This window comes from Phycicoccus sonneratiae, assembly GCF_016887965.1.
Lineage (GTDB): Bacteria > Actinomycetota > Actinomycetes > Actinomycetales > Dermatophilaceae > Phycicoccus > Phycicoccus sonneratiae.
The window spans coordinates 16,170-40,510 of record NZ_JAFDVD010000028.1 but is presented as its reverse complement, the minus strand read 5'-3'; the positions used below and the strand labels follow the sequence as shown (position 1 = coordinate 40,510).

General features: G+C 74.5%; 22 protein-coding genes and 1 tRNA gene. 9 read left to right on the top strand and 14 right to left on the bottom strand.

Going from position 1 to position 24,341, the window contains the following annotated elements; translation table 11 throughout:
* Nucleotides 1–175: 175 nt before the first annotated feature.
* A complete protein-coding gene (locus tag JQN70_RS19600; RefSeq protein WP_204133072.1) occupies nucleotides 176–1,594 on the top strand; it encodes a L,D-transpeptidase family protein in 1,419 nt (472 codons plus the stop codon).
* Nucleotides 1,595–1,686: 92 nt separating this feature from the next.
* Here JQN70_RS19600 and JQN70_RS19595 read toward each other — a convergent pair whose 3' ends face one another.
* From JQN70_RS19595 to JQN70_RS19580, 4 genes are all read right to left on the bottom strand, one after another.
* The gene (locus tag JQN70_RS19595) at nucleotides 1,687–2,778 is read right to left on the bottom strand and encodes a transaldolase family protein (protein WP_204133071.1); all 1,092 of its coding nucleotides are present in this window, start codon (nucleotides 2,776–2,778) and stop codon (nucleotides 1,687–1,689) included.
* A 113-nt stretch (nucleotides 2,779–2,891) separates the two neighbouring features.
* Nucleotides 2,892–3,914: a Gfo/Idh/MocA family protein gene (locus JQN70_RS19590; protein WP_204133070.1), complete on the bottom strand. Its 1,023-nt coding sequence runs from the start codon at nucleotides 3,912–3,914 to the stop codon at nucleotides 2,892–2,894.
* A complete protein-coding gene (locus JQN70_RS19585) occupies nucleotides 3,911–4,897 on the bottom strand; it encodes a sugar phosphate isomerase/epimerase family protein (protein ID WP_204133069.1) in 987 nt (328 codons plus the stop codon). Before JQN70_RS19585 ends, JQN70_RS19590 begins: the two co-directional genes overlap by 4 nt.
* A gap of 36 nt (nucleotides 4,898–4,933) precedes the next feature.
* Entirely contained in the window at nucleotides 4,934–6,130 is a 1,197-nt protein-coding gene (locus tag JQN70_RS19580; RefSeq protein WP_204133068.1) for a Gfo/Idh/MocA family protein, read from the bottom strand.
* Nucleotides 6,131–6,249: 119 nt separating this feature from the next.
* Here JQN70_RS19580 and JQN70_RS19575 point away from each other — a divergent pair, with 119 nt between their 5' ends.
* The 3 genes from JQN70_RS19575 to JQN70_RS19565 are packed head-to-tail and all read left to right on the top strand — an operon-like array spanning nucleotide 6,250 to nucleotide 9,322.
* Nucleotides 6,250–7,293: a LacI family DNA-binding transcriptional regulator gene (locus tag JQN70_RS19575; RefSeq protein ID WP_204133067.1), complete on the top strand. Its 1,044-nt coding sequence runs from the start codon at nucleotides 6,250–6,252 to the stop codon at nucleotides 7,291–7,293.
* 60 nt (nucleotides 7,294–7,353) lie between these two features.
* The gene (locus tag JQN70_RS19570) at nucleotides 7,354–8,151 is read left to right on the top strand and encodes a TIM barrel protein (protein WP_239111910.1); all 798 of its coding nucleotides are present in this window, start codon (nucleotides 7,354–7,356) and stop codon (nucleotides 8,149–8,151) included.
* On the top strand, nucleotides 8,144–9,322 hold the full coding sequence (locus JQN70_RS19565; RefSeq protein WP_204133066.1) for an MFS transporter: 1,179 nt from the start codon (nucleotides 8,144–8,146) through the stop codon (nucleotides 9,320–9,322). Before JQN70_RS19570 ends, JQN70_RS19565 begins: the two co-directional genes overlap by 8 nt.
* 9 nt (nucleotides 9,323–9,331) lie before the next feature.
* On the opposite strand, the gene JQN70_RS19560 is transcribed toward JQN70_RS19565, so the two are convergent.
* The 3 genes from JQN70_RS19560 to JQN70_RS19550 form a co-directional block, all read right to left on the bottom strand.
* Entirely contained in the window at nucleotides 9,332–10,345 is a 1,014-nt protein-coding gene (locus JQN70_RS19560) for a Gfo/Idh/MocA family protein (RefSeq protein WP_204133065.1), read from the bottom strand.
* Complete coding sequence (locus tag JQN70_RS19555; protein WP_204133064.1) at nucleotides 10,345–11,130, bottom strand: SDR family oxidoreductase; 786 nt, start codon at nucleotides 11,128–11,130, stop codon at nucleotides 10,345–10,347. Before JQN70_RS19555 ends, JQN70_RS19560 begins: the two co-directional genes overlap by 1 nt.
* Nucleotides 11,131–11,289: 159 nt before the next feature.
* Entirely contained in the window at nucleotides 11,290–12,465 is a 1,176-nt protein-coding gene (locus JQN70_RS19550) for a phytanoyl-CoA dioxygenase family protein (protein WP_204133063.1), read from the bottom strand.
* A gap of 117 nt (nucleotides 12,466–12,582) precedes the next feature.
* On the opposite strand from JQN70_RS19550, the gene JQN70_RS20650 reads away from it, so the two are divergent.
* Entirely contained in the window at nucleotides 12,583–13,623 is a 1,041-nt protein-coding gene (locus tag JQN70_RS20650) for a LacI family DNA-binding transcriptional regulator (protein WP_204133062.1), read from the top strand.
* A gap of 6 nt (nucleotides 13,624–13,629) precedes the next feature.
* On the opposite strand, the gene JQN70_RS19540 is transcribed toward JQN70_RS20650, so the two are convergent.
* Nucleotides 13,630–14,379, bottom strand: a complete 750-nt coding sequence (locus JQN70_RS19540; protein WP_307836113.1) for a sulfite exporter TauE/SafE family protein — start codon at nucleotides 14,377–14,379, stop codon at nucleotides 13,630–13,632.
* Between the two features lie 70 nt (nucleotides 14,380–14,449).
* On the opposite strand from JQN70_RS19540, the gene JQN70_RS19535 reads away from it, so the two are divergent.
* Nucleotides 14,450–15,487, top strand: coding sequence for a Gfo/Idh/MocA family protein (locus tag JQN70_RS19535; RefSeq protein ID WP_204133075.1), 1,038 nt, complete (start codon nucleotides 14,450–14,452; stop codon nucleotides 15,485–15,487).
* Nucleotides 15,488–15,498: 11 nt separating this feature from the next.
* On the opposite strand, the gene JQN70_RS19530 is transcribed toward JQN70_RS19535, so the two are convergent.
* The 6 genes from JQN70_RS19530 to JQN70_RS19505 all read right to left on the bottom strand — a co-directional run bounded on the left by JQN70_RS19530 (nucleotide 15,499) and on the right by JQN70_RS19505 (nucleotide 21,026).
* Nucleotides 15,499–15,990 carry a CAP domain-containing protein gene (locus JQN70_RS19530; protein ID WP_307836112.1) on the bottom strand — a complete coding sequence of 164 codons (492 nt, stop codon included), beginning with the start codon at nucleotides 15,988–15,990 and terminating at the stop codon, nucleotides 15,499–15,501.
* Between the two features lie 151 nt (nucleotides 15,991–16,141).
* Complete coding sequence (locus JQN70_RS19525) at nucleotides 16,142–17,440, bottom strand: fatty acid desaturase family protein (RefSeq protein ID WP_204133061.1); 1,299 nt, start codon at nucleotides 17,438–17,440, stop codon at nucleotides 16,142–16,144.
* Between the two features lie 49 nt (nucleotides 17,441–17,489).
* Nucleotides 17,490–18,650: a ferredoxin reductase gene (locus JQN70_RS19520; protein WP_204133060.1), complete on the bottom strand. Its 1,161-nt coding sequence runs from the start codon at nucleotides 18,648–18,650 to the stop codon at nucleotides 17,490–17,492.
* 75 nt (nucleotides 18,651–18,725) lie between these two features.
* Nucleotides 18,726–19,733 carry a selenide, water dikinase SelD gene (gene selD / locus JQN70_RS19515; protein WP_204133059.1) on the bottom strand — a complete coding sequence of 336 codons (1,008 nt, stop codon included), beginning with the start codon at nucleotides 19,731–19,733 and terminating at the stop codon, nucleotides 18,726–18,728.
* Nucleotides 19,734–19,761: 28 nt separating this feature from the next.
* A complete protein-coding gene (locus tag JQN70_RS19510) occupies nucleotides 19,762–20,487 on the bottom strand; it encodes a hypothetical protein (protein WP_204133058.1) in 726 nt (241 codons plus the stop codon).
* A complete protein-coding gene (locus tag JQN70_RS19505; RefSeq protein WP_204133057.1) occupies nucleotides 20,484–21,026 on the bottom strand; it encodes an RNA polymerase sigma factor in 543 nt (180 codons plus the stop codon). Before JQN70_RS19505 ends, JQN70_RS19510 begins: the two co-directional genes overlap by 4 nt.
* A gap of 88 nt (nucleotides 21,027–21,114) precedes the next feature.
* On the opposite strand from JQN70_RS19505, the gene JQN70_RS19500 reads away from it, so the two are divergent.
* The 3 genes from JQN70_RS19500 (at nucleotide 21,115) to selB (ending at nucleotide 24,275) form a co-directional block, all read left to right on the top strand.
* Nucleotides 21,115–21,210 (top strand) — tRNA-Sec (locus tag JQN70_RS19500).
* Nucleotides 21,211–21,238: 28 nt separating this feature from the next.
* Nucleotides 21,239–22,531 (top strand): L-seryl-tRNA(Sec) selenium transferase, encoded by a 1,293-nt coding sequence (gene selA / locus JQN70_RS19495; protein ID WP_204133056.1) that lies wholly within the window; start codon nucleotides 21,239–21,241, stop codon nucleotides 22,529–22,531.
* A gap of 1 nt (nucleotide 22,532) precedes the next feature.
* Complete coding sequence (gene selB / locus JQN70_RS19490) at nucleotides 22,533–24,275, top strand: selenocysteine-specific translation elongation factor (RefSeq protein ID WP_204133055.1); 1,743 nt, start codon at nucleotides 22,533–22,535, stop codon at nucleotides 24,273–24,275.
* Nucleotides 24,276–24,341: the final 66 nt, after the last annotated feature.

Sequence of the window (24,341 nt, the reverse complement as noted above, 5' to 3'; positions counted from 1 at the left end):
GGGCGGACTGCTCCCCACAAGGTCGGGACATCGTCGGGGTGACTCGGGCGGGGGATCGTTGTGGCTTCGTGACGCCCGAGGAGCGGTCCCCGTGTGGTAGAAGCCCGGGTTCTGGCTCATCATGGACCGGTGTGCCGGGAGGGTCGGCGCAGGTGAGGGAAGGTGGACCGGCTCCATGGGGTCACGCAGGAAGGCGCTGCTCGGCGCGGCCGTGGCGGTGCCGCTCGTCCTGACGGGGGCGGGCACGGCGTACGCCACGCACTACTCCGACCGCGCGCTGCCGGGCAGCGCCGTCGGCGGCACCTCGGTCGCCGGGCAGACCCGCGAGCAGGTGGCGGCCTCCGTGCGCGAGCGGGCCGAGGCCCTCACGGTCACCGTGCACAACGGCTCGGCCACCCGCACCGCCCACCTGCGCGACCTCGGGTACGCGGTCGACGTCGACGCCACCGTCGAGGCCCTCTTCGCCGCCAACCACCGCTGGTCGTCGTACGCCACCTCGCTCGTGTCGGCGCGTGACGTCGACGCGGTCGTCGCCACCGACGACGCCGCGCTCGGCGCCGCCGTCGACGCGCTCGTCGAGGAGGCCGGCGAGTCCGGCAAGGACGCCACCATCGCCCTGGCGAAGGACAAGAAGTCCTTCGTCGTCACGCCCGCGGTCGCCGGCCGCACGGTCGACCCCGCCAGCCTCCAGGACGTCGTCGCCGCGGCGGCCCGCGACCTCGAGCCGGCCACCGCGACCGTGGCGTTCACCACCGGCAGCCCCGACGTCAGCACGGCGGCCGCGCAGGAGTTCGCCGACGCCGCGAACGCCCTCGTCAGGACCCCGCTCGTCCTCTCCGACGGGGAGGAGGAGCACGCCGCCGCCGCCCGGACCAAGGCCGGATGGGTCAGGCTCCCCGCCGCGGGCGCCACGCCCGGCACCCCGGCCCTCGACGCCGCGAAGGTGCGCGCCTGGGTCGACTCGGTGGCCAAGACCGCCAAGCGCGACGCCCGCACCGGCCTGCGCTACCTCGACACCGCCGGCACGGTCCGCAAGGTCGCCACCGAGAAGCGGGACGGTCGCACGGTCAAGAACGCCGAGCAGCTGACGGCCGCCGCCGTCGCGGCGCTCGGCTCGCGCACGAAGTACACCGGCACGTTCACCTACACGACGGCCAAGGCCACGTGGGAGGACCGCCGCATCGCCCCGGGCGCCGAGAACCTCGCCTACCCGGCCGGCGTCGGCGAGAAGTGGATCGACGTCAACCTCAGCCGGCACACGATGACCGCGTACGTCGGGGCGGACGTCGTCTACGGGCCGGTCGCGATGGTCAACGGCTCGGCCGAGAAGCCGACCGTCACCGGCACCTTCGCCGTCTACTACAAGAACCCGCTGATGACGATGCGCGGCAGCAACGCCGACGGCACGAACTACGAGACGCCGAACGTGCCGTGGTCCTCGTTCTTCCACCGCGGCTTCGCGCTGCACGGCGCCCCGTGGCGCTCGAGCTTCGGGTACTCCGCATCGCACGGCTGCGTCAACCTGCCCGTGCCGGTCGCCAAGTGGGTCTACGACTTCGCGACCATCGGCACCACCGTCACCAGCCACTACTGACGGTCGCGGCCCCGGACGCCACGGAGCCCCGGGAGCTGTGAGGTCTCCCGGGGCACCGCAGGGTTCCCCTCTCCTGGCGCAGCGAGAGGGCGTCAGGGGGCGGGTGTGATGACGTCACGCACGAGCTGGTCGAGCTCCTCGTCCGCGCCGAGGAACTGGCGGAGCGTCTTGCGGGTGGCGCCGAAGTCGTCGAACTCCTCTGGCGTCATGCCGTCGGGCTCGTAGGCGCGCCGGAAGTCCTCGATCCGCTCGAGCGAGGCGATGATCTCGGGGTCGACGGGGACGTCGATGCGCGGCTGGGGGTCGATGCCGCTGTCCTGGAACTTCTGCTGCCAGGCGAACGGTGGCGAGAGCACGAGGTCGCCACCGACGAGCTCGGTCCACTGGAGCTGATTGCGGTACGCGGCGGCGAGCACCCGGGCCCGGAGGCCACGCTCGCGGAACAGGGTGTACGCGCGCTTCACGGCGGCGACCCCGGCCCACTCCAGGTGCGCGGGGTCGACGTCGAGGCCGTCGCGCTCGACGACCTCCTTGAGCCAGTCGTCGAGACGCCCGACCATGATCGTGACGACCGGCCCGATCCCCTCGACGGGCAGACCCTCGGCCTCGCGACGCCGCAGGCCGCGCTCGATCGCCTCGCCGGTGGCCAGGGCCTGGGGGACCGAGAAGGAGACCGTGACGTTGATGTTCACGCCGCGGTAGGTGGCGTCCTCGATGGCCTCGACCCCGACCGAGGTGGCGGGCACCTTGACGATGATGTTCGGGGCGAGGGACGCGAAGTACTCGGCCTGGTCGGCCAGGGCCGTGGCCGAGCGACGCAGGCGCGGGTCGGTCTGCATCGAGAGGCGGCCGTTGCGGCCCCCGTGCTCGGCGAAGACGGGCGCGAGCAGCTCGGCGGCCTCGAGGGAGACCTCCTCGACGACCTTCCAGCCGATCTCGGACTCGCTCGCCGTGGGCAGCTCGGCCGCGATCTCGCGGATGCGGGCCTCCCAGCGCGGCTGGTCGGCGCGGATGGCGGCGAGGGCGATCACCGGGTTGCACGTCGCCCCGACGGCCCCCCAGCCGATGGCGGTCGACAGCTCGGCCGGGTCGGCGCTGTCGTTCCAGAGCGCCGTCGGCGTCGTCCGCGTCATCGTGAGCAGGGGGGAGTCCACCGTCGTGGTGGTGGTGTGCGCGTCGCTCATCGCGACCCCTTCCGTCATAATGTCCTGACAACCAGACTAACCTACAAACGGCTCGACGGGAACACGGCGAGGCCCTCGGATCCGGCGGATCCGAGGGCCTCGGCAACCTCTCGTCAGCTTGCGGCCCGGCGCGGTTCCATCCCGGCCAGCCGGTAGGCCCGGTCGATCATCGTCATCGTCGCGACCGAGAAGTCGAGGTCGGTGACCACCGGCGAGCCCTCGCGCACCGCCGCTGCGAAGGCCTCGAGCTGGTAGGTGTAGCTGGTGCGCCGCCCGAGGTGCTCCACCACCGCGTCGGACCCGGTGCGCCGCCAGACGAGCGTGTCGTCCTCGCTCGGCACGGCGAACATCGGGCACTCGATCGAGCCCCTCGACCCCGTGACCGTGAGCTGGAAGTTGCGGCCCTCGTAGGCCATGTCCGACCCCCCGGACCCCGTGGCGCCGGAGGGGTACTCGACCTCGAGCGCGAGGCGCTCGTCCACACCGGGGTGGCCGTCGCGCTCGGTGGCCGACGCGTCGACCAGGGTGGGCTCACCACCGGCGTACTCGCCGAGCGGCCGCAGGCACGAGATCGAGTAGCACCCGAGGTCCATGGTGGACCCGCCCGCGAGATCGGCCGACCAGCGGGGGTCGTCGTCGGGCGGGGAGGGCATCCACAAGGGTGCGTCGACGTGACGCACCTCCCCGATGCCGCCGGACGCGATGATCTGGCGGACCCGGAGGAAGAGCGGGTGGTACGGGTAGTGGAAACCCTCCAGCCAGACGACGCCGGCCGCGCGGACCGCCTCGGCGACGGCGTGCATCTCGTCGGCGTTCGCCGCCGCCGGCTTCTCGGCGAGGACGTGCTTCCCGGCCGTGGCCACGGCGAGGTTCCAGTGCCCGTGGTGGGCGTTCGGCAGCGGGTTGTACACCGCCTCGACCTCGGGGTCCTCGATGACCGCCCGGTACGAGTCGAGCACCCGCTCGATGCCGTGCTCGGCCGCGAAGGCCGCGGCCCGCTCGGGGGAGCGGGCCGCGACGGCGACGAGGCGGTGGCCCGTGAGCCGGGCCGGTTCGACGAGGGAGAGCGCGGTGATGCGCGCCGCGCCGAGGACGCCGATCCGCAGCGGCTCGGTGCCCTCGGCCGAGGTGCTCACAGGGCCTGCTCGGCCTCGAGCAGGGTGGTCGCCGCGAAGCGCAGGCCCTCGAGCTGGTCGAGCTCCTGGTCCTCGTGCTCGATGTTGACGGGCATGTCCGGGTCGACGTCCCGCAGGGCCCGGAGGAACTCGGTCCACCACTGGACGTCGTGCCCGCGGCCGACGGCGACGAAGTCCCAGGAGGAGGCGGTCGGCCATCCGGAGAGGCTCGTCCCGCCCCCGAGGGGCAGGTAGCCCTGCTCGCCCTCGACGACGCGCGTGAAGCGGTCGTCGAGCACGCCGTTGACCTTGGCGGCCTCGTTGATGCGGGTGTCCTTGGCGGCGGCGTTGAACACCAGCTCCCCGAGGTCCCTGACGGCGAGGACCGGGTCGATGCCCTGCCAGAACAGGTGGCTCGGGTCCATCTCGGCCCCCACGTGTGTCGAGCCGATCTCCTCGGCGAGCCGGTGCATCGAGGAGGGGTTGAACACGACGTTGCCGGGGTGCATCTCGATGGCGACCCTGACGTCGGCGTCGGCGGCCCGTGACTGGATCTCCTTCCAGAAGGGCACGGCGACGCCCCACTGATGGTCGCGCACGTCGAGCAGCGGGCTCCACCACGGCAGGGGGTTCCACGCCATGTTCGTGTCGCCGGCGCTCGCGCCGGGCGCTCCGGACATCGTCACGAGACGCTTCACGCCCAGCAGGGCCGCGAGCTCGATCGAGTCCTCGAGGTCCTTCGCGTGCGGGAAGCCCTCGCGCGGGAAGAGCGGGTTGCCGTTGCAGTTCAGCGCGGTGAGGGTCAGGCCCCGCGAGCTGAACTCGCCGAGGTACTCCTGGCGGGCGTCCTCGCTCTCCCGCAGCCGCTCGACGGGCAGGTGGATCGGCGGCAGGAAACCACCGGAGTTGATCTCGACGCTGGTCATCCCCAGCGAGGCGATGATGTCGAGGGCCTCGCCGAGCGGCTTGTCGCCGAGGCAGGCGTTGTAGACGCCGAGGTACATGGTGTGCTCCTTGGAGGGCTCGGGTTCCGGTGCGGGTCAGGCGGAGTGGTGGGGCGGCAGGTCGACGACAGCTCCGCCGGCGGCGGCTGAGCGGATGACCGCGTCGATGATCGTCAGGTCGCGGACGCCGTCCTCGAACGAGGCGACGGGGGGCAGGCCGCTCTCGATGCCGGCCACCTGCTCGAGGAAGGCGCGCAGCTGGAAGCCGAAGAGGTCCCCGACGCCGAACGAGACGCCGGGGAAGTCCATCGGCACCCCGCCCTTGAGGTAGGGGTGGGAGGGGCCGACCAGCACCTGGTTGTAGCCGTCGAGCCCGTCGTCGCGCATCTGGCGCAGCACGGAGAACTCGGCCGGTCGGTCCATGTCCCACTTCGCGGCACCGGTCTCGGCGAACAGGTCGAAGGCGAGCGAGTTGGCGTGCCCGGGAGCGACCCGGGAGATCGAGAAGGTGCCGACGGCGCCGGACGCGAAGTGCGCCGTGAAGGTCGCGACGTCGTCGTTCTCGACCCGCTCGCTGACCTCGGTCAGCTCGGCGCGGGCGTGCCCGTAGGTGACTCCCGCGGCGACGAACCGTTCCGTGACCTTCGTCGTGAACGCCGCGCCGCCGACCTGGGTCATCGGCCCGCAGACGAACTCGGCGAGGTCGATGAGGTGGCTGCCGATGTCGGCGAGGGCGCCGGTGCCCGGCCCGCCCCGGTAGCGCCAGGCCATCGGGGTCAGTGGGCTGCGGGCGTAGTCGCACCAGTAGCGGCCGTTGAAGTGCGACACCTCGCCGAGCTCGGTCGCGACCAGCTCGCGGATCGCCGCGACGGCCGGCTGGCGGCGGTAGACGAACGCCGTGCCCGTCACGAGGTGCGGGTGCGCGGCAGCGGCGTCGGCCATCGCCCGCGCGTCCTCGAGGGAATCCGACAGCGGCTTCTCGCAGATGACGTGCTTGCCCGCGGCCAGCAGTGCCTCGACGATCTCCCGGTGGAGGGCGTTGGCGACGACGACGCTGACCACCTGCACGTCGTCGGCGTCGAGCAGCTCACGCCAGTCGGTGCCGTGCCGCCCGTACCCGTACCGGGCGGCGGCGTCGGCGGCCGTGGCGTCGTGGGCGTCGACGACGGCCGCGTACCGGATCGGCGGCAGCGGCGGGTCGAAGAGGGTCGGTGCGGAGCGGTAGCCGGCGCAGTGCGCCCGGCCGGCCATGCCGGCCCCGATGACGGCCACTCCGAGGGGCTGCTGGGACATCGTCGTCTCTCCTTGTCGCCGTCGGCATCGACGTGTATAAAGCGCTTTAAGCGATGGTGGCTCCGGTCGTCGACCCGTGTCAAGGTTTTGTCCGGACAAACTGTCAAGGAGGGTCGCGCATGGTGGACCGCGGACCGGCGCGCCCCCGACTCGTCGACGTCGCACGGCGGGCCGGGGTCTCGACCGCCACGGCCTCCCTCGTCCTGCGCGGACGCCCCGGCCCGAGCGAGGCCACGGCCCGCTCGGTGCGCGAGGCGGCCGCCGCTCTCGGCTACCGTCCGGACCGCACGGCGAGCCTGCTGGCGCGGCACCGCTCGCGCCTCATCGGGGTCCTCCTCGACGTCACCAGCCCGTTCCACGCCGAGCTGGTCCGTGCCCTGGACGACGAGGCGGCCGAGCGCGACCTCGACCTCGTCCTCTCGACGGTGACCGCACGCCGGGACGAGGCCCGGGCCGCCGAGACCCTGCTCGACTTCCGCTGCGAGGCGCTGGTCCTGCTCGGCCCGGCGATGTCGGACCCGGCGCTGGACGCGCTCCCGGACTCCGTGCCCACGGTCGTCGTCGGCCGTCGGGGGACCGCGCGGGTGCCCGGGGTGCTCGTGTCCGACGACCAGGGCCTCGAGCTGGTCGTCGACCACCTCGCCGCCCTCGGCCACCGGCGGATCGCCTTCGTTGACGGCCCCCGGGGATCGATCGCCGCGGCCCGTCGGGCGGGTTACCGCGCCGCGATGAGGCGCCACGGCGGGGCGACGGAGGTCGACGTCCTCGCGGGCGGGGCGACCGAGGAGGCCGGGGTCCGGGCCGCGCGACACCTGCTGGCCCGGCGCCGCGGAGAGCCTCCGACGGCGGTCGTGTGCTTCAACGACCGGTGTGCGATCGGCCTCCGGGACACCGTCCTCCGGGCCGGGCTGGACCTTCCCGGCGAGCTGTCCGTCGTCGGGTACGACGACAGCCCGCTCGCTCGCCTGGGGACGGTCGACCTCACCTCGGTGAGCCAGGAGCCGGGTCGGCTGGCGCACGCCACGGTGCAGCTCCTCGCGGCCGTCGTGCGGGGGGATGGTGTCGGGGGTGCCGACGTGGTCATCGACCCCCGACTCGTGGTGCGCTCCTCGAGCGGACCGCCGGCTGCGGCACGGTCCTCCTCGCCGGACAGAATGTCCTGACAATTGCCGCTAGGATGCTCGCGGACCGCTGCCGAGTCCACCCCCTGACCAGGAGCCGGCATGAGCACCTCCCCGTTCGTCCTCGCCGCGAGTGCCGAGATGCTCTTCGTCGACCTCCCGGTCGCCGACCGGGTCCGGACCATCCACGACGCCGGGTTCGCCGTGGAGATCTGGGACTGGCGGAACCACGACCTCGACTCCCTCGAGGCGCTCGCTGCCGACGGTGTGCACTTCACCTCGATGACCGGCTACACGACGGGGACGCTGGCCGACGAGGCCGGCGCGGACGAGCTGCTGCGCACCGCCGCCGAGTCGGTCGCCGTCTCCCGCCGCCTCGGCACCCCGAGCCTGAACCTGCACGGCACCGGTCTGGACGGACGCGGGCTGCCGGTCGTGCCCGCCGACGAGGTCACCCGGCGGATGTGGGACACCGCCCGACGCACCCTCGGCCGCATCGCCGACCTCGGCGAGCGCGAGGGGGTCACCTTCGTCCTCGAGAACCTCAACACGGCGGTCGACCACCCACGGACACCGTTCGCACGTGCGGCCGACACCCTCGACCTCGTGCGGGGCGTCGACTCGCCGCACCTGCGGCTCAACCTCGACCTCTACCACGCCCAGATCGGCGAGGGGAACCTCATCGAGCTGTGTCGGGAGGCGCTGCCCTGGGTCGCGGAGGTGCAGGTCGCCGACGTCCCGGGCCGGTGCGAGCCCGGTACCGGCGAGATCCGCTACGCGGGAGTCGCGCGCGCCCTCGCGGACGCCGGCTTCACCGGGGTGGTCGGCCTCGAGGCCTTCGCGAGTGCCGACCCGACAGCGGCCCTCGCGGCCTTCCGAGCGGCCTTCACGCTTGGCTGACCCCGCGGGCGCGGCCGCCGGGTTCCGCCGGGACCGGGTCACCTGGACGCTCTACGCGCTGCTCGCCTGGTTCGCCTACCTCCAGGCCGTGCCGGGGCTCGTCGTGCCGCGCCTGCGCGCGGAGATGGGCTTCGGCTACACCGTCGGCGGGCTGCACGTGGCCGCGTTCGCCGCGGGCGCCACGCTCGCCGGCGCGGTGTCGGCCCGAGCGGAGCGACACCTCGGACGGACGCGGCTGCTGTGGGCCTCGAGTGGGGTGATGGCCCTGGGTGCCGCGCTCCTGACGCTGGGCCGGCAACCTGCCGCGACCGTCGGTGCCATCGCGGTGATGGGTGTCGGCGGCGGGCTGCTGCTGGCGACGGTGCAGGTCGGGCTGGCCGAGCACCACGCCGCCCGTCCGGCGGTCGCCCTCACCGAGGCGAACGTCGCGGCCGCGGCGTCCTACCTCCTCCTCGCCGGCACCCTCCTGCTGGCGACCGCCGTCGGCCTGGACTGGCGCGCGGCCGTCCTCGTCTCCCTCGTCGCCCCGCTCCTCGCCCGGTCGGCCAACCGAGGCACCCTCGTCGAGCCGTCGCGAGGGGGGATGGACACCGCGGGCGGTCGGCTGCCGCCGATCTTCTGGGTCGCCGGCGGGATGCTCATGTGCGCCACGGCGGCCGAGTGGTGCATCACCGCCTGGGGAGCGACGTTCGTCCAGCAGGCCCTCGACTCCTCCCCCGACAGGGCGGTGGCGGTCATGGCCGGCTACTTCGGGGGGGTCCTCGCCGGGCGCGTCCTCGGCAGCCGGCTCACCAGGCGCCACGACCCCTCGCGGCTGTTCGCGCTGGCGCTCGCGGTGGCGCTCGTCGGCTTCGTCGTCGCGTGGCCCTCGACGACCCCGCTCCCGTCGACGATCGGGATGGCGCTGCTCGGCACCGGCGTGGGCAACCTCTTCCCCCTCGGCCTGTCGATCGCGGTCTCCGTCGCACCGCAGCACGCCGCGGCGGCCAGCGGGCGGGTCGTCCTCCTCACCTCGACGGCCATCCTCCTGGCGCCCCTGACCGTGGGGACCCTGGCCGAGGCGACGTCGCTGGAGGCGGCGCTGACCGTCGTCCCCGTCCTCGTCGTCCTGGCCGCGGTCGCGCTGCAGGTCATCCGCCGCGCCCGCCGACGGGACCTTGCCGTCGGGTGAGGTCCTGCGTCAGCGGGCGACCTCGTCGATGCGCACCGGGCGCTTCTCCCGAGCGGACACGGTGGCGGCCTCGGCGATCCAGGCCGTGCCCATGGCGTCCTCGATCGTGCACGGCGAGGTGACCTCGCCGGCCGCGACGGCGCAGAACGTCGCGAGCTCGGCGCGGAAGGCCGCGGTGAGGCGGTCCATGAAGAAGGAGTGCGGGGGGCCGCCGGGCCAGGTGATGCCTGGCTGCGTGGGCCGGAGCGGGAGACCTTCGTCCAGCCCGGCCGCCACCGCGTCCAGGACACCGTGCACCTCGAGCCGGACGTCGTAGCCGCGGGCGTTTGTGCGCGTGTTCGAGACGACGCCGACGGTCCCGTCGGCGAGGGTGATGAGCACCGAAGCGGTCGTCCAGTCGCCGTGGTCGGCGTACATCTCGGCGGGGGCGTCGGGGTCGACCGCACCGACGGCGTACACCTCGACCGCCTCCTGGCCGGTGACCCACCGCACGGCGTCGAAGTCGTGGACCGAGCAGTCGCGGAAGATGCCCCCGGACCCCGCGAGGTAGGCCGCCGGCGGCGGGGCCGGGTCGAGGGTTGTCGAGCGGACGGTGTGCACGCGGCCGAGCTGACCGCTGCGCACGGCGTCGCGGGCCGCGACGAAGGCCGGGTCGAAACGGCGCGGGTACCCGATCTGGACGGCGACGTCCGAGCCCGCCAGGCGGTCGCGGACGGTGACCGCCTCGTCGGCAGAACCGGCGATCGGCTTCTCGCAGAACGTCGGGATCCCCCGCCCGGCCGACGCGAGCAGCAGCTCGGCGTGCGCACTCGTCGCTGCCGCGATGACCACGCCGTCGACGCCGGCGTCGAGCAGCGCCTCGGGCGAGCCGACCGCCGTCGCCTTCGGGATGCGGGCCGTCACGGCGTCCGCCGCGGCGGTGACGGGGTCGGTGACGACGAGCTCGTCGACGCGGTCGAGGGCGGCGAGGGTGTCGGCGTGGAAGGCGCCGATGCGCCCGAGGCCGATGAGTCCGATGCGCATCAGTCTTGACATCCTTGGATGATCTGGTCCCAGTCGACGACCGAGCCCGTGACGACTCCACTCCGGTCGGAGAGGAGGAAGACGACCATGTCGGCGATCTCGTCGACCTGGCCCAGCCTGCCCATGGGGACGCTGGCCGCCGCCCGTTCCACCCAGTCCTCGCCGGCCCCGTGGAACCGCCGCTGGATGTCGGCCTCGCCCTCGGTCTCGGTCCAGCCGATGTCGAGGCCGTTGATCCGGATCCGGTCCCACCGGTGGGCGAAGGCCGCGTTCCGGGTGAGAGTCGCCAGACCCGCCTTCGTGGCCGCGTAGGGCGCCAGGTACGGCTGCCCGCCCAGCTCTGCGCTGCTGATGATGTTGACGACCGCGCCACCGGCGCCCCGGCGCCTCATGTCCGCGACCGCGGCCTGCATCGTGAAGAACGGGCCACGCAGGTTCGTGGCCACGTGCGCGTCGAACAGCTCGGGGGTGGTGTCGAGCAGGGTGCCTCGGGTGGTCAGGCCGGCGGAGTTCACGAGGCCGTCGATGCGACCGAAGCGCTCGACCGTCGCTGCCACGGCGCCCACCGCACTGGCCGGGTCGGCGACGTCGCACCACACCGCGAGGGCCTCGGAACCGCCGTCGGACAGCTGGGCGGCCAGGGCGTCGGCCCGCTCCGTCCGACGCCCGGCGACGGTCACGTACGCCCCCTCGCGCGCGGCGGCCCGGGCCACGGCCTCCCCGACTCCGGAGGTTGCCCCGACGACGAGGACCACGCGGTCGACGAGGAGGTCGGTGAGGCTCATGGGGGGTGGGGTTTCCCGTCGGTCGGTGCTCAGGGTCTCAGGGCCGGTCCATCGTCGCGTTCCGGCCAGCATCTGTCAACCGAATGTCAGGACATATGGAGAGGCCCGGCGCCGCGGACCGCCGTGCGCTCGAACCGGAGGGGCGTCGGGTGGCAGCGGTCAGTGGCTGAGCCTCGCGTGGGCGACGGCGTCGAGGCGGGTCCCGAGCTGCTCGGGGGTCAGGGCGACGGCGAGGGCGTCGAGCACCACCTCGGCCTGGCTGCGGGGTGTCATCCCGTCGACGGGGGTGTCGCGGTCGAGGTTGGTGGGGAACGCGTACCCCTCGGCCGACGCGGCGACGACGTGCCCGGCGGCGGTGTCGGACAGGCCGTCCGCGACGGCGGCCAGCAGGGACGGGTACACGGCTCGGACCATCCGGTCGCGGTCGACGGTCTCCATCGCGCGGCCGAACGCCGACGACACCTGGAGCAGGTTGGCCATCCGGCGCACGTCGTGGGTGTGGTTCGAGCCCGCCGCGTGGAACAGGGCCGGGTTGAAGAAGACCGCGTCGCCCTTGTGCAGCGGCAGCTGGACGTGGTGACGCTGGAAGTGGTCCTGGAACTCCGGCAGCCAGTATGCGAGGTAGCCGTACCGGTACTTCTGGCTGTGCGGCAGGTAGAGGGTCGGCCCGGTCTCGACCGGCATGTCGCAGTGGGCGACTGCGCCCTGGAGGGTGAGCAGCGGCGAGACGTCGTGGACGCGGCCGGGGTAGCGACCGGTGACCGCGGGGCTCTGGAAGCCGAGGTGGTAGTCGCGGTGGACCGTTTGGCCCTTCCCGCCGGGGTTGACGACGTTGACCTGCGAGGTGACCTGGTAGCCGGGGCCGAGCCAGGCCGTCGCAGCGAGGGCCACGAGGTCGTTGGCGTAGTACGCGACGAACGCCTCGGGGTCCCGGACGGCGAGCTTCTCGAGGGCGTTCCACACCCGGTCGTTCGACCCCGGCCCGGCGAAGTGGTCGCCGGCCAGCTGTCCGGCCTCCTTCTCCTCGCGGATGATCTGCTCGAAGGCGTCGGTGACCCGGTCGACGACGGTCGTCTCGAAGGCCCCGGAGAGCACGACGATGCCGGGACCGTCGGCGAAGGCGTCGGCGAGCTCGGCGAGGACGGTGTCGCGGGAGTCCGGGTCGACGAGGAGCGGGCGCAGCGACGCGGCCTCGTAGACGAGGACGTCCTGCACGACCCGGTCCGCGTGCGGGAAGGCGGCGGGATCGGTGTGCGCCTCGAGGACGGTCAGCAGGTCCTCGAGGCGGCAGTCCTCGGCCCGGCGGAAGCCGGTGGTGGCGGTCGTGGGGGACATCGGTGCTCCTCGGCGAACGGCAGTGGTCGTCCGTCCAGCGTGGGGGCGTGGGGGTGGACCGGTGAGACAGGAATCCATCAGAATCACCTCAGCCCGGGTCGAGCAGGAGGTGGAGCCGTGGCACGCACCGGCCACCGGGTCCGCGACGTCGCGGAGCAGTCCGGCCTCTCGACGGCCACCGTCGACCGGGTCCTCCACGGTCGCACCGGCGCGAGCCCGCGCGCGGTGCGGGCCGTCGAGCAGGCCCTCCTCGAGCTCGACCGGCAGGCCACCCAGCTCCGGCTGGCCCGCCGCACGGTCTTCGTCGACGTCGTGCTCGACGCACCCGGCCGCTTCCGCGACGCCGTCCGCGACGCCACCGAGGAGGCCCTGCCGTCGCTGCGCCCGGCCACCGTTCGGGCGCGGTTCCGGATGGGCGGTGGGGAGTCGCCCGCGGCCGTCGCCGCGCTCGTCGACGCGGTGGGCACCGGCGGCCGGGTCTCGCACGGCCTTGTGCTCAAGGCACCGGACGACCCCCTCGTGGCGGCTGCCGTGCGTCGCGCCGCCGACCGGGGCATCCCCACTGTCACCCTCGTCACCGATCTCGCGGGGTCGGGGCGGGTGGCCTACGCGGGGCTCGACAACGCCGCGGCCGGTGCGACGGCGGCCCACCTGCTGACCTCCGCGCTCCGCGACCGGCCCGGACCCGTCCTCGCCACCGTCAGCCACCGCGCCTTCCTCGGCGAGCAGGAGCGGCTCGTGGCCTTCGAGCGCCGGCTGGCGGCGGACGCCCCCGGCCGCGAGGTGCTGCGGGCCGGTGACGTGCACGGCGCCGACGACGCGATGGCCGAGGCGGTCGCGGCGGTCCTCGCCCGGCGGCCCGACGTCGTGGGGGTCTACTCGATGGGCGGGGGCAACGCCGGCACCGCTGCAGCCCTCGGGCGGGCGGGGCTGGCCGGCATCCCCTTCGTCGGGCACGACCTCGACGCCGACAACCTCCCCCTCCTGCGCTCCGGCGTGCTGACGGCCGTGCTCCACCACGACCTGCGCGCCGACCTGCGCACCGCCCTGACCCAGCTGCTGCGCGCCCAGCACCTCCTGCCCGGCGCCCCGACGAGCGTGCCGTCCTCGCCCCAGGTCGTCACGCCGTGGAACATCCCCCCGCGCCTGCGCGGCTGAACCCGGTCAGATCAGGAGGGCCGCCGCGGCGACGGCGGAGGCGACGAGGACGGCGACGTCGAACCCGCGCTGGCTCATCCGCCGGACCGTCGCGTAGCCGAGCAGACCGCCGACGAGCACGGCCGGGGCGAGCAGCCCGGCCCGCCCCACGTCGCGCCAGTGCATGAGCCCGAGCCCGACCGAGAACGGCACCTTGACGAGGTTGACGATGAGGAAGAACCACGCGTTGGTGCCGACGAACCGGCGCTTGTCGATGCCCGACGCCGACAGGTAGAGGGTCATGACGGCCCCGGCGGCGTTGGCCGTCATCGTCGCGAACCCCGCCCCGGTGCCGGCCGCCCAGGCGGCGGCCGGGCGCTCGTGCAGCGACGAGGACTGCTCTCCCGCACGCCACTTCACCCAGAGCTGCAGCAGCACCAGCGCGAGGAGGATGCCCCCGATGCTGCGCCGGAGCGTGGAGTCGTCGACGAGCCCGAGGAACACCGACCCCAGCGCGAGCCCGGGCAGCACGGCCGGCAGCAGACGCCGGACGATGGCCCAGTCGGCGTCGCGGCGGTAGTGCCACACCGCGACGAGGTCGCCGACGATGAGCACCGCGAGGATGGCCGCGGTCGACTGCCGGGCGGGGAGGATGGTGGCAAAGATCGCGACCGCGACGACGGCGAGTCCGCCGAGCGCCGTCTTCGAGTAGCCGATGACGAGCGCGGCCACCGCCATCAGACCGGCCGCGAACAGGCCGCCCCCGAGCAGGTCCACGCCGACCTCCTCGCCGTCGATACACCTCGTGCAAATGTCAGGACATGACGATATCGTCCCGAGCGTGCCGATGACCGCGCTGCCCAGCCCCCGGACCCCGGACTCCGGCGAGGCCCCGCCGCTGCGCTGGGGCGTGCTCGGGACCGGCTGGATCGCCGACCGGTTCGTCGGCTCGGTGCGCCGGCACACCCGCCAGGTCGTGGCGGCGGTGGGCTCGCGGACGCAGGCCTCCGCCGACGACGCCGTGGCCCGGTGGGGGGCCGGGCGCGCGCACGGCTCGTACGAGGCCCTCGTCGCCGACCCGGAGGTCGACGTCGTCTACGTCGCGACCCCGCACAACGTCCACCTGCCGCACGCCCTGCTGGCGATCGGGGCCGGCAAGCACGTGCTCGTCGAGAAGCCGGTCGGGCTCGACGCCGACGAGGCGCGGGCCATCGGCGAGGCGGCGGCCGCCGCCGGGGTCTTCTGCATGGAGGCGATGTGGACCCTGTTCCTCCCGCGCCTCGACGTCGTGCGGCAGCTGCTCGAGGACGGCGTCCTCGGCGAGCCCACGTCGGTCCTCGCCGACATGGGCGAGTGGTTCGGGCCGCAGCACCGTATCTTCCGCGACGACCTCGCCGGCGGACCCCTGCTCGACCTCGGCACCTACCCGGTGACCCTCGCGACCTGGGTTCTCGGCGCCCCCGACACCGTGACCGCGGTCGCGACGCCCGCCCCGACCGGCATCAACGGCCAGCTCTCGGTCGCGCTCGGCACGGCATCCGGCGCGACGGCGGCGCTCCAGTGCTCGATCCTCGCCGACACCCCGACGACGGCCTGCATCGCCGGCCCCGAGGGGCGCATCGAGCTGCACCGGCAGTTCTACCGGCCGGGTCCGTTCACGCTGCACCCCCGCGAGGGCGCCGCGCTGCGCTGGGATGAGCCGCGCGTCGACCACGACGGGCTGCACTTCGAGGCCGCCGAGGTCGCGCGGCGCATCACGGCCGGCGAGACCGGCTCACCCCTGCGCCCGTGGGCCGACACGGTCGCCACCCTCGAGGTGATGGACCGGGTGCGGGCCGCGACCGGGCTCGACTTCGCCGCCGCACGGGCGGCGCGGAACGCCTGAGGCAGGGTGCCTCAGCGGGTGCCGAAGTCCTGGGTCCAGTAGATGTAGTACGTGCCGCTGCCCTTCGAGACACCGACGCCGACGGCCTTGTTCGCGCAGTTGAGGATGTTCTTCCGGTGGCCGGTGCTCTTCATCCAGGCGTCGACGACCGCCTTGGCGGTGCGCTGCCCGGCGGCGATGTTCTCGGCCGACCCGTACGCGTAGTTCTGCGCGCGGATCCGGTCCCAGGGGCTGCGGCCGTCCTTGGAGGTGTGGCTGAAGTAGTTCTTCGTGCGCATGTCGATGCTGTGGAGGATCGCCGCGTTGCGCAGCGCGGTGCTCGTGCGCAGGGGAGCGCAGCCGACCTTCTTGCGCTGGGCGTTGACGAGGGTGATGACGTCCTTCTGCATCTGGCTGTTCGTCGCGGCGCTCGCGGGCTCGGCGGCGACGAAGCCGACCGGCGCCAGCAGCGCGGTGCAGGCGGCGGCCCGCAGGAGGGTGGAGCGCAGGGTGGGGTGGGTCACGGCGGTACCTCGGGTGTCGGGGGCAGGGGTCCGGGGCGCGGTCACCGTACCCCGCCCGCCCGCCGCCACGCAGCCCCGTCACGACCGGACCGGGCCGAACGGGTGATGCCCGCCGCTCCGGCCGTGCAGGGCCGGAGCAGCGGGCGGGCCGTCAGAAGCGGCGGCCGAGACGGCGCTTGCGTCGGGCCTTGGCGATCTCGAGGCGGATGACGTCGCGCCGGCGCCGGCCCTCGACCTTGTTCGGCAGCGAGAGCTGGACGACCTTCCAGTACACCGACCCGGCCTGCTTCCAGAGGCTGCCCGTGACGTACGGCAGGTCGTTGCGGGCCATGAGGTCGCGGATGCGCGGGGCGATCTCGGCGTACCGGTTGCTCGGCATGTCCGGGAAGAGGTGGTGCTCGATCTGGTGGCTGAGGTTGCCGGTCATCACGTGCATGGCCTTGGTGCCGCTGATGTTGCCGGAGCCGAGCATCTGGCGCAGGTACCACTCGCCGCGGGTCTCGCCGTCGATCGAGGTCTTCTCGAAGGTCGCGATGCCGGGCGGGAAGTGCCCGCAGATGATGACCGTGTTCGTCCAGACGTTGCGCACGAGGTTGGCGACGACGTTGGCGGTGAGGGTGGTGCGGGCCGAGCCCGTGACGGCCGAGAGCGCCGGGTGGACGAGGTAGTCCTTGGTGGCCTGGCGCTTGATCTTCGCGAAGACCTCGTCGCGGTCGGCGCGGAACTTGGCCAACTCCAGCTCGCTCATCCGGTTCTTCTTCGCGAGGTAGCCGCCGAGCTCGAGGTCGTAGGCCGCGATGGAGTACTCGAACATGAGCGCGTTGCCGACGTGCCAGATCGGCTGGAAGAGGTAGAAGAGGCTCCACTTCTGGTCCTCGTCGACGCGCAGGATGCCGTAGCCGAGGTCGTTGTCGCGGCCGAGCACGTTCGTGAACGTGTGGTGGATCTCGTTGTGGCTGTGCTTCCACTGGCTCGCCGGCGAGGCGTTGTCCCACTCCCAGGCGGTCGAGTGGATCTTCGGGTCACGCATCCAGTCCCACTGGCCGTGCATGACGTTGTGGCCGATCTCCATGTTCTCGAGGATCTTGGCGACCGAGAGGCCGGCCGTGCCGATCCACCACGCGGGGCGGAAGCCCTTGACCTTGACGTTGCTGAAGAGCAGCGCTGCGCGAGAACCCATCTCGAGGTAGCGCTGGACCTTGATGACCTTGCGGATGTACGCCGCGTCCTTCGCGCCGCGCGAGTCCATGACCTCCTTGCGGAGGGCGTCGAGCTCGTGGCCGAGGGTCTCGATCTGCTCGGGCGACAGGTGCGCGGCCGGGTTCGGGCGGCCGGACTTCTTCAGGGCCGGGCGCTGCGGGCGCGGGGCGTCGCTCTCGACGCGCAGCCGCGGGTTGATGCCCTGCGGCTTGGTCGAGCCGTGGGCGGGGCGCTGGGGGGCGAGGGTCATGGTGGTCCTTCCGTGGGGTGTGCGGGAGGGCGGTCGGGGGTCGGGAGGCTCAGAGGTCGAGCTCGCAGGAGCCGGCGACGGCGTTGACGCACGTCTGGACCGGCAGCGGCTCGTCGGACTCGTGGACGGTGACCTCACCGGTGCGCAGGTCACGGATCGCGCCGGAGCGCATCGGCACGACGCAGCCGAAGCAGATGCCCATCCGGCAGCCGCTCGGCATGAGGACGCCGGCGTCCTCCCCGGCGTCGAGGATGGCCGTGGCGCCGTCGGCGTCGACGACGCGACTGCTGCGGGCGAAGGTGACGGTGCCGCCCTCGCCGGGCTCGACGACGCTGGGCCGGAAGCGCTCGACGTGCAGGCGCTCGGGGAGGCCGGCGTTGGCCCAGTGCTTCTCGGCGGCGTCGAGCAGGGCGGTCGGGCCGCACAGCCAGGTCTCGCGCTCGCGCCAGTCGGGGACGAGGGTGTCGAGGCGGGCGAGGTCGAGGACGCCGTGGACGTCGTCGAGGTTGAGGCTGAGCGCGAGCCGGCCGGCGTCGTGGTGGCCGGCGAGCTCGCGGTGGAAGATCACGTCGCGCTCGCTCGGGGCGCAGTGCACGTGCGCGACGTCGGCGAGCTCGGGGAGGTGGTTGCGCAGCATCCCCATGACCGGCGTGATGCCGCTGCCCGCGGTGAGGAAGAGGACCTTCGCCGGCGCGGGGGTCGGGAGGGTGAAGTCGCCGGTGGCCTGGTCGAGCATCACGAGGGTGCCCGGGGTGGCGCGGCGCACGAGGTGGTGGCTGACCTTGCCGTCCGGGATCGCCTTGGTCGTGATGGCGATGCAGCCGGCCGGGATGCCGGCCGCCGCGGAGCCGTCGGCGCGGTGGGTGAGGCTGTAGGCCCGCCAGTGCCGGACGCCGTCGATGTCGACCCCGATGCGGATGTACTGCCCGGGCACGTGACCCTGCCAGCCGCGGCCGGGGCGGATGACGACGGTGGCGGCGTCGGCGGTCTCGGGGCGGACCTCGACGATGCGCCCGCGCAGGTCGGCGCCGGCGCGCATCGGGTCGAGGAGGTCGAGGTAGTCGTCGGGGACGAGGGGGGTGGCGAGGGCTTCGGCCACCTTGCGGGCCCCGCGCACCAGGCCGCCGAGCGGACCGGGGGCGTGGGCGCCGAGGCGCGGCCGGGAGGCCCCCGGGGCGGGGGTCGGTCGGTCGACGGTGGGTGCGCTCACTACGCCAGCGTAACCTACGTTCGCGTAACCTACGAGTCCGTAACCAAGGATTCCCTCAGGTCCGGCGTGCTCAGGTCAGACGGAGCGGGAGGACCGGCCGCGGAGGACGACGAGCGAGCCGTCGTCGCGCCGGGGCACGACCTCGCCGACGGTGGTGGCTCCGGGCACCTCGCCGGAGAGGAGCAGCCCGCCGGAGGTCTGGGCATCGGCGAGCAGGAGGAGGGCGTCCTCGCCGGCGGCGCCCGGGTCGAGGTCGGGCCGCACCCAGTCGAGGTTGCGCCGCGAGCCACCGGGGACGTACCCGTCGGCGAGCGAGGTGACGGCCGCCGCGAGCACCGGGACGGCGTCGACGTCGAGCACCGCGGTGGTGCCGGAGGCGCGCATCATCGTCGCGAGGTGGCCGAGCAGCCCGAAGCCGGTGACGTCGGTGGCGGCCCGTAGCCCGGCCGCGAGGGCGGCCCGCGAGGCGTCGCGGTTGGGCGTCGTCATCACGGCGACGGCCTCGGGGAAGGCCTCGCCGGTGGCCTTGTGGCGGTTGTTGAGGACGCCGAGACCGAGCGGCTTGGTGAGCGAGAGCGCGTCGCCGGGGCGGGCGGCGTCGTTGCGCAGCAGGCGGGCGGGGTCGGCGAGGCCGGTGGCGGCCAGGCCGTAGACCGGCTCCGGGCCGTCGATGCTGTGCCCGCCGGCGAGGGCGACCCCGACGTCGGCGCAGGCCATCGCGCCGCCGCGCAGGGCCTCGGCGAGCAGCTCGGTCGGCAGGGTGGCGCGCGGCCAGGTGACGAGGTTGACGGCGAGCAGCGCCTCCCCGCCCATCGCCCAGACGTCGGAGAGCGCGTTGGTCGCCGCGATCCGACCCCAGTCGAACGGGTCGTCGACGACGGGGGTGAAGAAGTCGACCGTGGAGACGAGCGCGCGCCCGCCGTCGAGGCGCACGACCGCGGCGTCGTCGCCGGTTTCGGCGCCGACGAGGAGGGCGTCGGAGCCGGGGAGGTCGACGCCGGCTAGCAGCTCGCGCAGCTCGCCCGGCGGGATCTTGCAGGCGCACCCGCCCCCTGACGCGGTCTGCGTGAGCCGGAGGGCCATGCCGCCGACCCTAGCCGCCGGGTCCACGTCAGCGGGCGGGGTGCAGCCCGTCGACGAGGGGGTCGACGAGGGCAGTGTCCCCGCCCGCCACGTGGACGACGAGGACGCCCCACGTCGGGTCCGGCACGCTCGCCCGCACCGCGTTGCCGGGGCTCGTCACGTGTGTGCGCAGGTCCGCGAGGGCGGCGTCCGGGTGGCTCGGGTCGGTGAGCACGGCCGCGAGCATCCGGGTCACCGACGCCCGGCCCGAACCGTCGGACGGGCCGGGCACCGGGTCGGGGTCGATGCGGCTGACGGTGAGCACACCGCCGGCACAGGAGTACGAGAAGCCCGTGAGGCGGGCCCGCAGCTCGTCCGGCGCGAGGGGGTCACCGGAGGTGTCGATGCCGCCGGGGCCGACCGCGGCGACCATCGAGCTCTGCCCGCCGATGGCCGTGCACCCGGCGGGCGGGGTGAAGGACCAGCCGTCGAGGTCCACGTCGGGCGGGCCGGAGGTCCCGTGGCGGCTCGCCGGGGACGCGGCCGGCGCGCGGTCGCCGCCCCCCGGGCCGTGGTCGAGCACCAGGGCCCCGCCGGCCACGACCCCGAGCGCCAGGGCCGACCCGGCGGCGACGACGGCCCGGCGCCGGGCCCGGCGGTGGGCCCGGACGCCGTCGACGGCACGGGCCGCGAGGCCGGGCGGGGCGTCGAGGTCCCAGGTGTGGGGGTCGAGGACCGTCTCGAGTTCCTCGGGGCGGCTGCTGTCGGCGGTCACGGGTCCTCCCCTGGGTCGGGCGTCGGAGCGAGGCCGGCGCGCAGCGTCGCCAGACCGCGGGACACGTGGGAGCGAACCGTCGCCTCGGAGCACCCGAGCGCCGCGGCGATGGCGGGGTCGTCGAGGTCGAGGAGGTACCGGAGCGCCACGGCGGCCCGCTGCCGGGGTGGTAGCCGGTCGAGGAGGGCGCGCGCGGAGGCGAGACCGTCGTCGGCGTCCGGCCTCGGGCCCTGCGTCTCCGTGGCGAGCCGGGGAACGAGGCGCTGCCAGAGGCCGTGCCGCCGTCGCCCGTTGAGGTAGAGGTTCACCATGGTGCGTCGGGCGTACGGGAAGGGTTCCTCGCCGGCCCGCAGCCGGTGCCACGCGAGACCGACCCGGACGAGGGTGTCCTGGGTGAGATCCTCGGCATCCGCGCGGCGACCGGTCAGGGCGTGCGCCAGCCGCAGCAGGCGCGTGCCGGCCCCCTCGGCCCACCGCGCGAACTCCTCGTCACCGAGCCGCGCGGTCGCCGGCCCCTCCTGGACGACCTCCACACCCACCAGTACACGCGAGGAGCCGCTCCTGTGGCATCGGTCGACCGGGGGAGCGGGCGCCGGGGGTGGCCGTTAGATCGGCTAGGTTCGGACCGGAGGTGTCTGGGCTCCTGGTGGTCCCCGCGGTCTTCAACACCGACGAGTCCGAGTCGCTCGGGCTGGCGGGTTCGATTCCCGTCCACCTCCGCCAGACTGCCCGGCCGGCGGAAGGAGCAGCGGTGTCCGACACCGACGCCCGCGCGGCCCTGCCCCGCACCGACGCCCTGCTCGCCGACGCCGACGTCGTGCGCGCTGCCACCGGCCGTTCCCCCGAACAGGTGCGCCGGGTCGTCCGGGGGGTGCTGTCCCGGGCCCGGGCCGGTGAGCTGGCCGTCGACGCGGTGCGTCCGGAGGTGCTCCACGCCCTGGCCGCGCCGGCGTCCTCGCTCACCCCGGTCCTCAACGCCACCGGGGTCGTCGTGCACACCAATCTCGGCCGGGCCCCGTTGTCCGAGAAGGCGGTCGAGGCACTGGTGGCGGCGGCCGGTCACACCGACGTCGAGCTCGACCTCGCCACCGGCCGCCGCGGACGTCGTGGGTCCGGCGCGCTGGTCGCGCTGCTCGAGGCGGTGCCGGGGGCCGAGGCGGCGCTCGTCGTCAACAACGCCGCCGCCGCGCTCCTCCTCGCGGCGACCGCGCTCGCGCAGGGCCGCGAGGTGCTCGTCAGCCGCGGCGAGATGGTCGAGATCGGTGACGGCTTCCGGCTCCCCCCGCTGATCGAGAGCGCCGGCGCCCGCATCCGCGAGGTCGGGATGACCAACCGGACGGCCCTGCGCGACTACGAGGACGCCCTCGGCCCCGACACCGGCCTCGTGCTCAAGGTGCACCCGAGCAACTACCGGGTCACGGGCTTCACCGGCTCGGCGTCGGTGCGCGAGCTCGCCGGGCTGCCGGTGCCGCTCGTCGTCGACGCCGGCTCCGGCCTGCTCGCCCCGGACCCCCTCCTGCCGGACGAGCTCGACGCGGCCACCGCGCTCGCCGACGGCGCCGACGTCGTGCTCTTCAGCGGCGACAAGCTGCTCGGTGGGCCGCAGGCCGGCATCCTCCTCGGGCGCGCCGAGGTGCTCGAGCGGCTGCGCCGGCACCCGATGGCGCGGGCGCTGCGCGTCGACAAGCTGACCCTCGCCGCCCTCGAGGCGACCCTGCGCGGACCCGTGCCGCCGGTGCCGGCCGCGCTGCACCTCGACCCGGCCGAGCACCGCCGACGCACCGCGGCGGTGCGGGAGGCCGTCGGCGCGGGGGAGGTCGTGCCGTGCGTCGGGCGGGTCGGTGGGGGCGGAGGGGCCGGGGTCGAGCTGCCCGGCGTCGCGCTGGCCGTGCCCGAGGCGTGCGCCGCGCGGCTGCGGTCCGGGTCGCCACCGGTGGTCGCGCGGGTCGAGGGCGGTCGCTGCCTCGTCGACCTGCGGTGTGTCGCACCGGAGGACGACGCGCGGCTTGCGGAGGCCGTGCGGGCGGCCCTCGTCGAGGGCTGACGTGCTCGTCGTCGCGACCGCCGGCCACGTCGACCACGGCAAGTCGGCGCTCGTCCGGGCGCTCACCGGCACCGAGCCCGACCGGCTCGCCGAGGAGCGCCGGCGCGGGCTGACCATCGAGCTCGGGCACGTGTGGACGACCCTGCCGTCCGGGCGGCGGCTGGCCGTCGTCGACGTCCCCGGGCACGCCGACTACGTGCGGACCATGCTCGCGGGGGTCGTCCCGTTGCGGACCGTGCTGCTCGTCGTCGCCGCGGACGAGGGATGGTCGGCGCAGACGGCCGAGCACGTCGCGGCGCTCGACGCGCTCGGCATCCGTCGGGGGCTCGTCGTCGTCACCAAAACTGACCTCGCGGACCCCGCCCCGGTGGCGGCCGACGTGCGGGCGCGGCTGGCCGGGACGAGCCTCGCCGGGCTCGACGTGCTGCCGGTGTCGGCCCGGACCGGGGACGGGATGGATGCCCTGCGCGCCGCGCTCGACCGGCCCGACGAGGCACCCGCCGTCGAGGAGCGGCGGGCCCGGCTCTGGGTCGACCGGGTGTTCACGGTGCGTGGCGCCGGCACGGTCGTCACGGGCACCCTCGCCTCCGGCCGGCTCGCGACCAGTGACGCGGTGCTCGTCGGCGGGCGGCCGTCGCGCATCCGCCGGCTGGAGTCACTCGGGTCGGTGGTCGACGAGGCGCTCGCCCCCGCCCGCGTGGCCGTCAATCTGCGCGACCTCGGCGCCGACGCCCTGCACCGCGGCGAGGCGCTCGTGCACCCCGACGCGTGGTGGCCGACCCGCTTGGCCGACGCCGCGACCGACCGCGACACCGACCCGCCGACCCACGCCGTGCTCCACGTCGGGTCCGCGGCGGTGCCGGTGCGGGTGCGTCCCCTCGGGCCGCGGCTGCTGCGCCTCGCCCTCGACGCCGAGGTCCCGCTCTCGGTCGGGGACCGCGCGGTGCTCCGCGACCCCGGGCGGCGGCAGGTGGTCGGGGGAGCCACCGTCCTCGACCCCGACCCACCCGCCCTCCGCGGCCGCGGGTCCGCCGCCCGCCGCGCCGCCGACCTCGCCGACGACCCGACCGGGCTCGGCGGGGCCGTGCGCCGGCGCGGCGTCCTCGCGGTGGACGACGCCCGGCGCCTCGGCCTGACCGTCGAACCGGCCGCCGGCGTGGTGGCGGTCGGTGAGCACCTCGTCGACGAGGGGTTCCTCGACCGGCTGGCCGGCAGCCTGCGCGACGGCGCCGAGGAGGCCCGGCGCGCGGACCCCACCGACGCCGGCCCGCCGCTCGCCGCCCTGGCCCGCGCCCACGCCGTGCCCGACGCGGTGGTGCGCGCGGCCGCGGCCCGGGCCGGGCTCGACACCACGGCGGGTCGGGCGGCGCCGGCCGGTCACCCCGACCTCGGCCCGCACGAGGCCGCCGTCCGCGCGCTCGAGGCGCGCCTCGCCGCCGACCCGTTCGACGCCCCCACCCGTCCCGAGCTCGCCGACCTCGGGCTCGACGACCGGGTCCTCGCGGCCGCGGTCCGTGCCGACCGGCTCGTCCGCCCGGCCCCCGACGTCGTCCTCCGGCCCGGCGCTCTCGACGAGGCCGCCGAGCGGCTCCTCGCCCTCGACCCCCCGTGGACCCTGGCCGAGGCACGGGAGACCCTGGCCACCTCGCGCCGCGTGGCGCTCGCGGTCTGCACCGCGCTCGACGCCCGGCGGGTCACCCGCCGGCTCCCCGACGGCCGCCGCGAACCCCGCACCCCCCGCTGACCCCCGCGTCCATCCCACTCATTGCCCGGAACCCACCTGCGAGGGCCGTTTCGGGGCGCCTCGAGG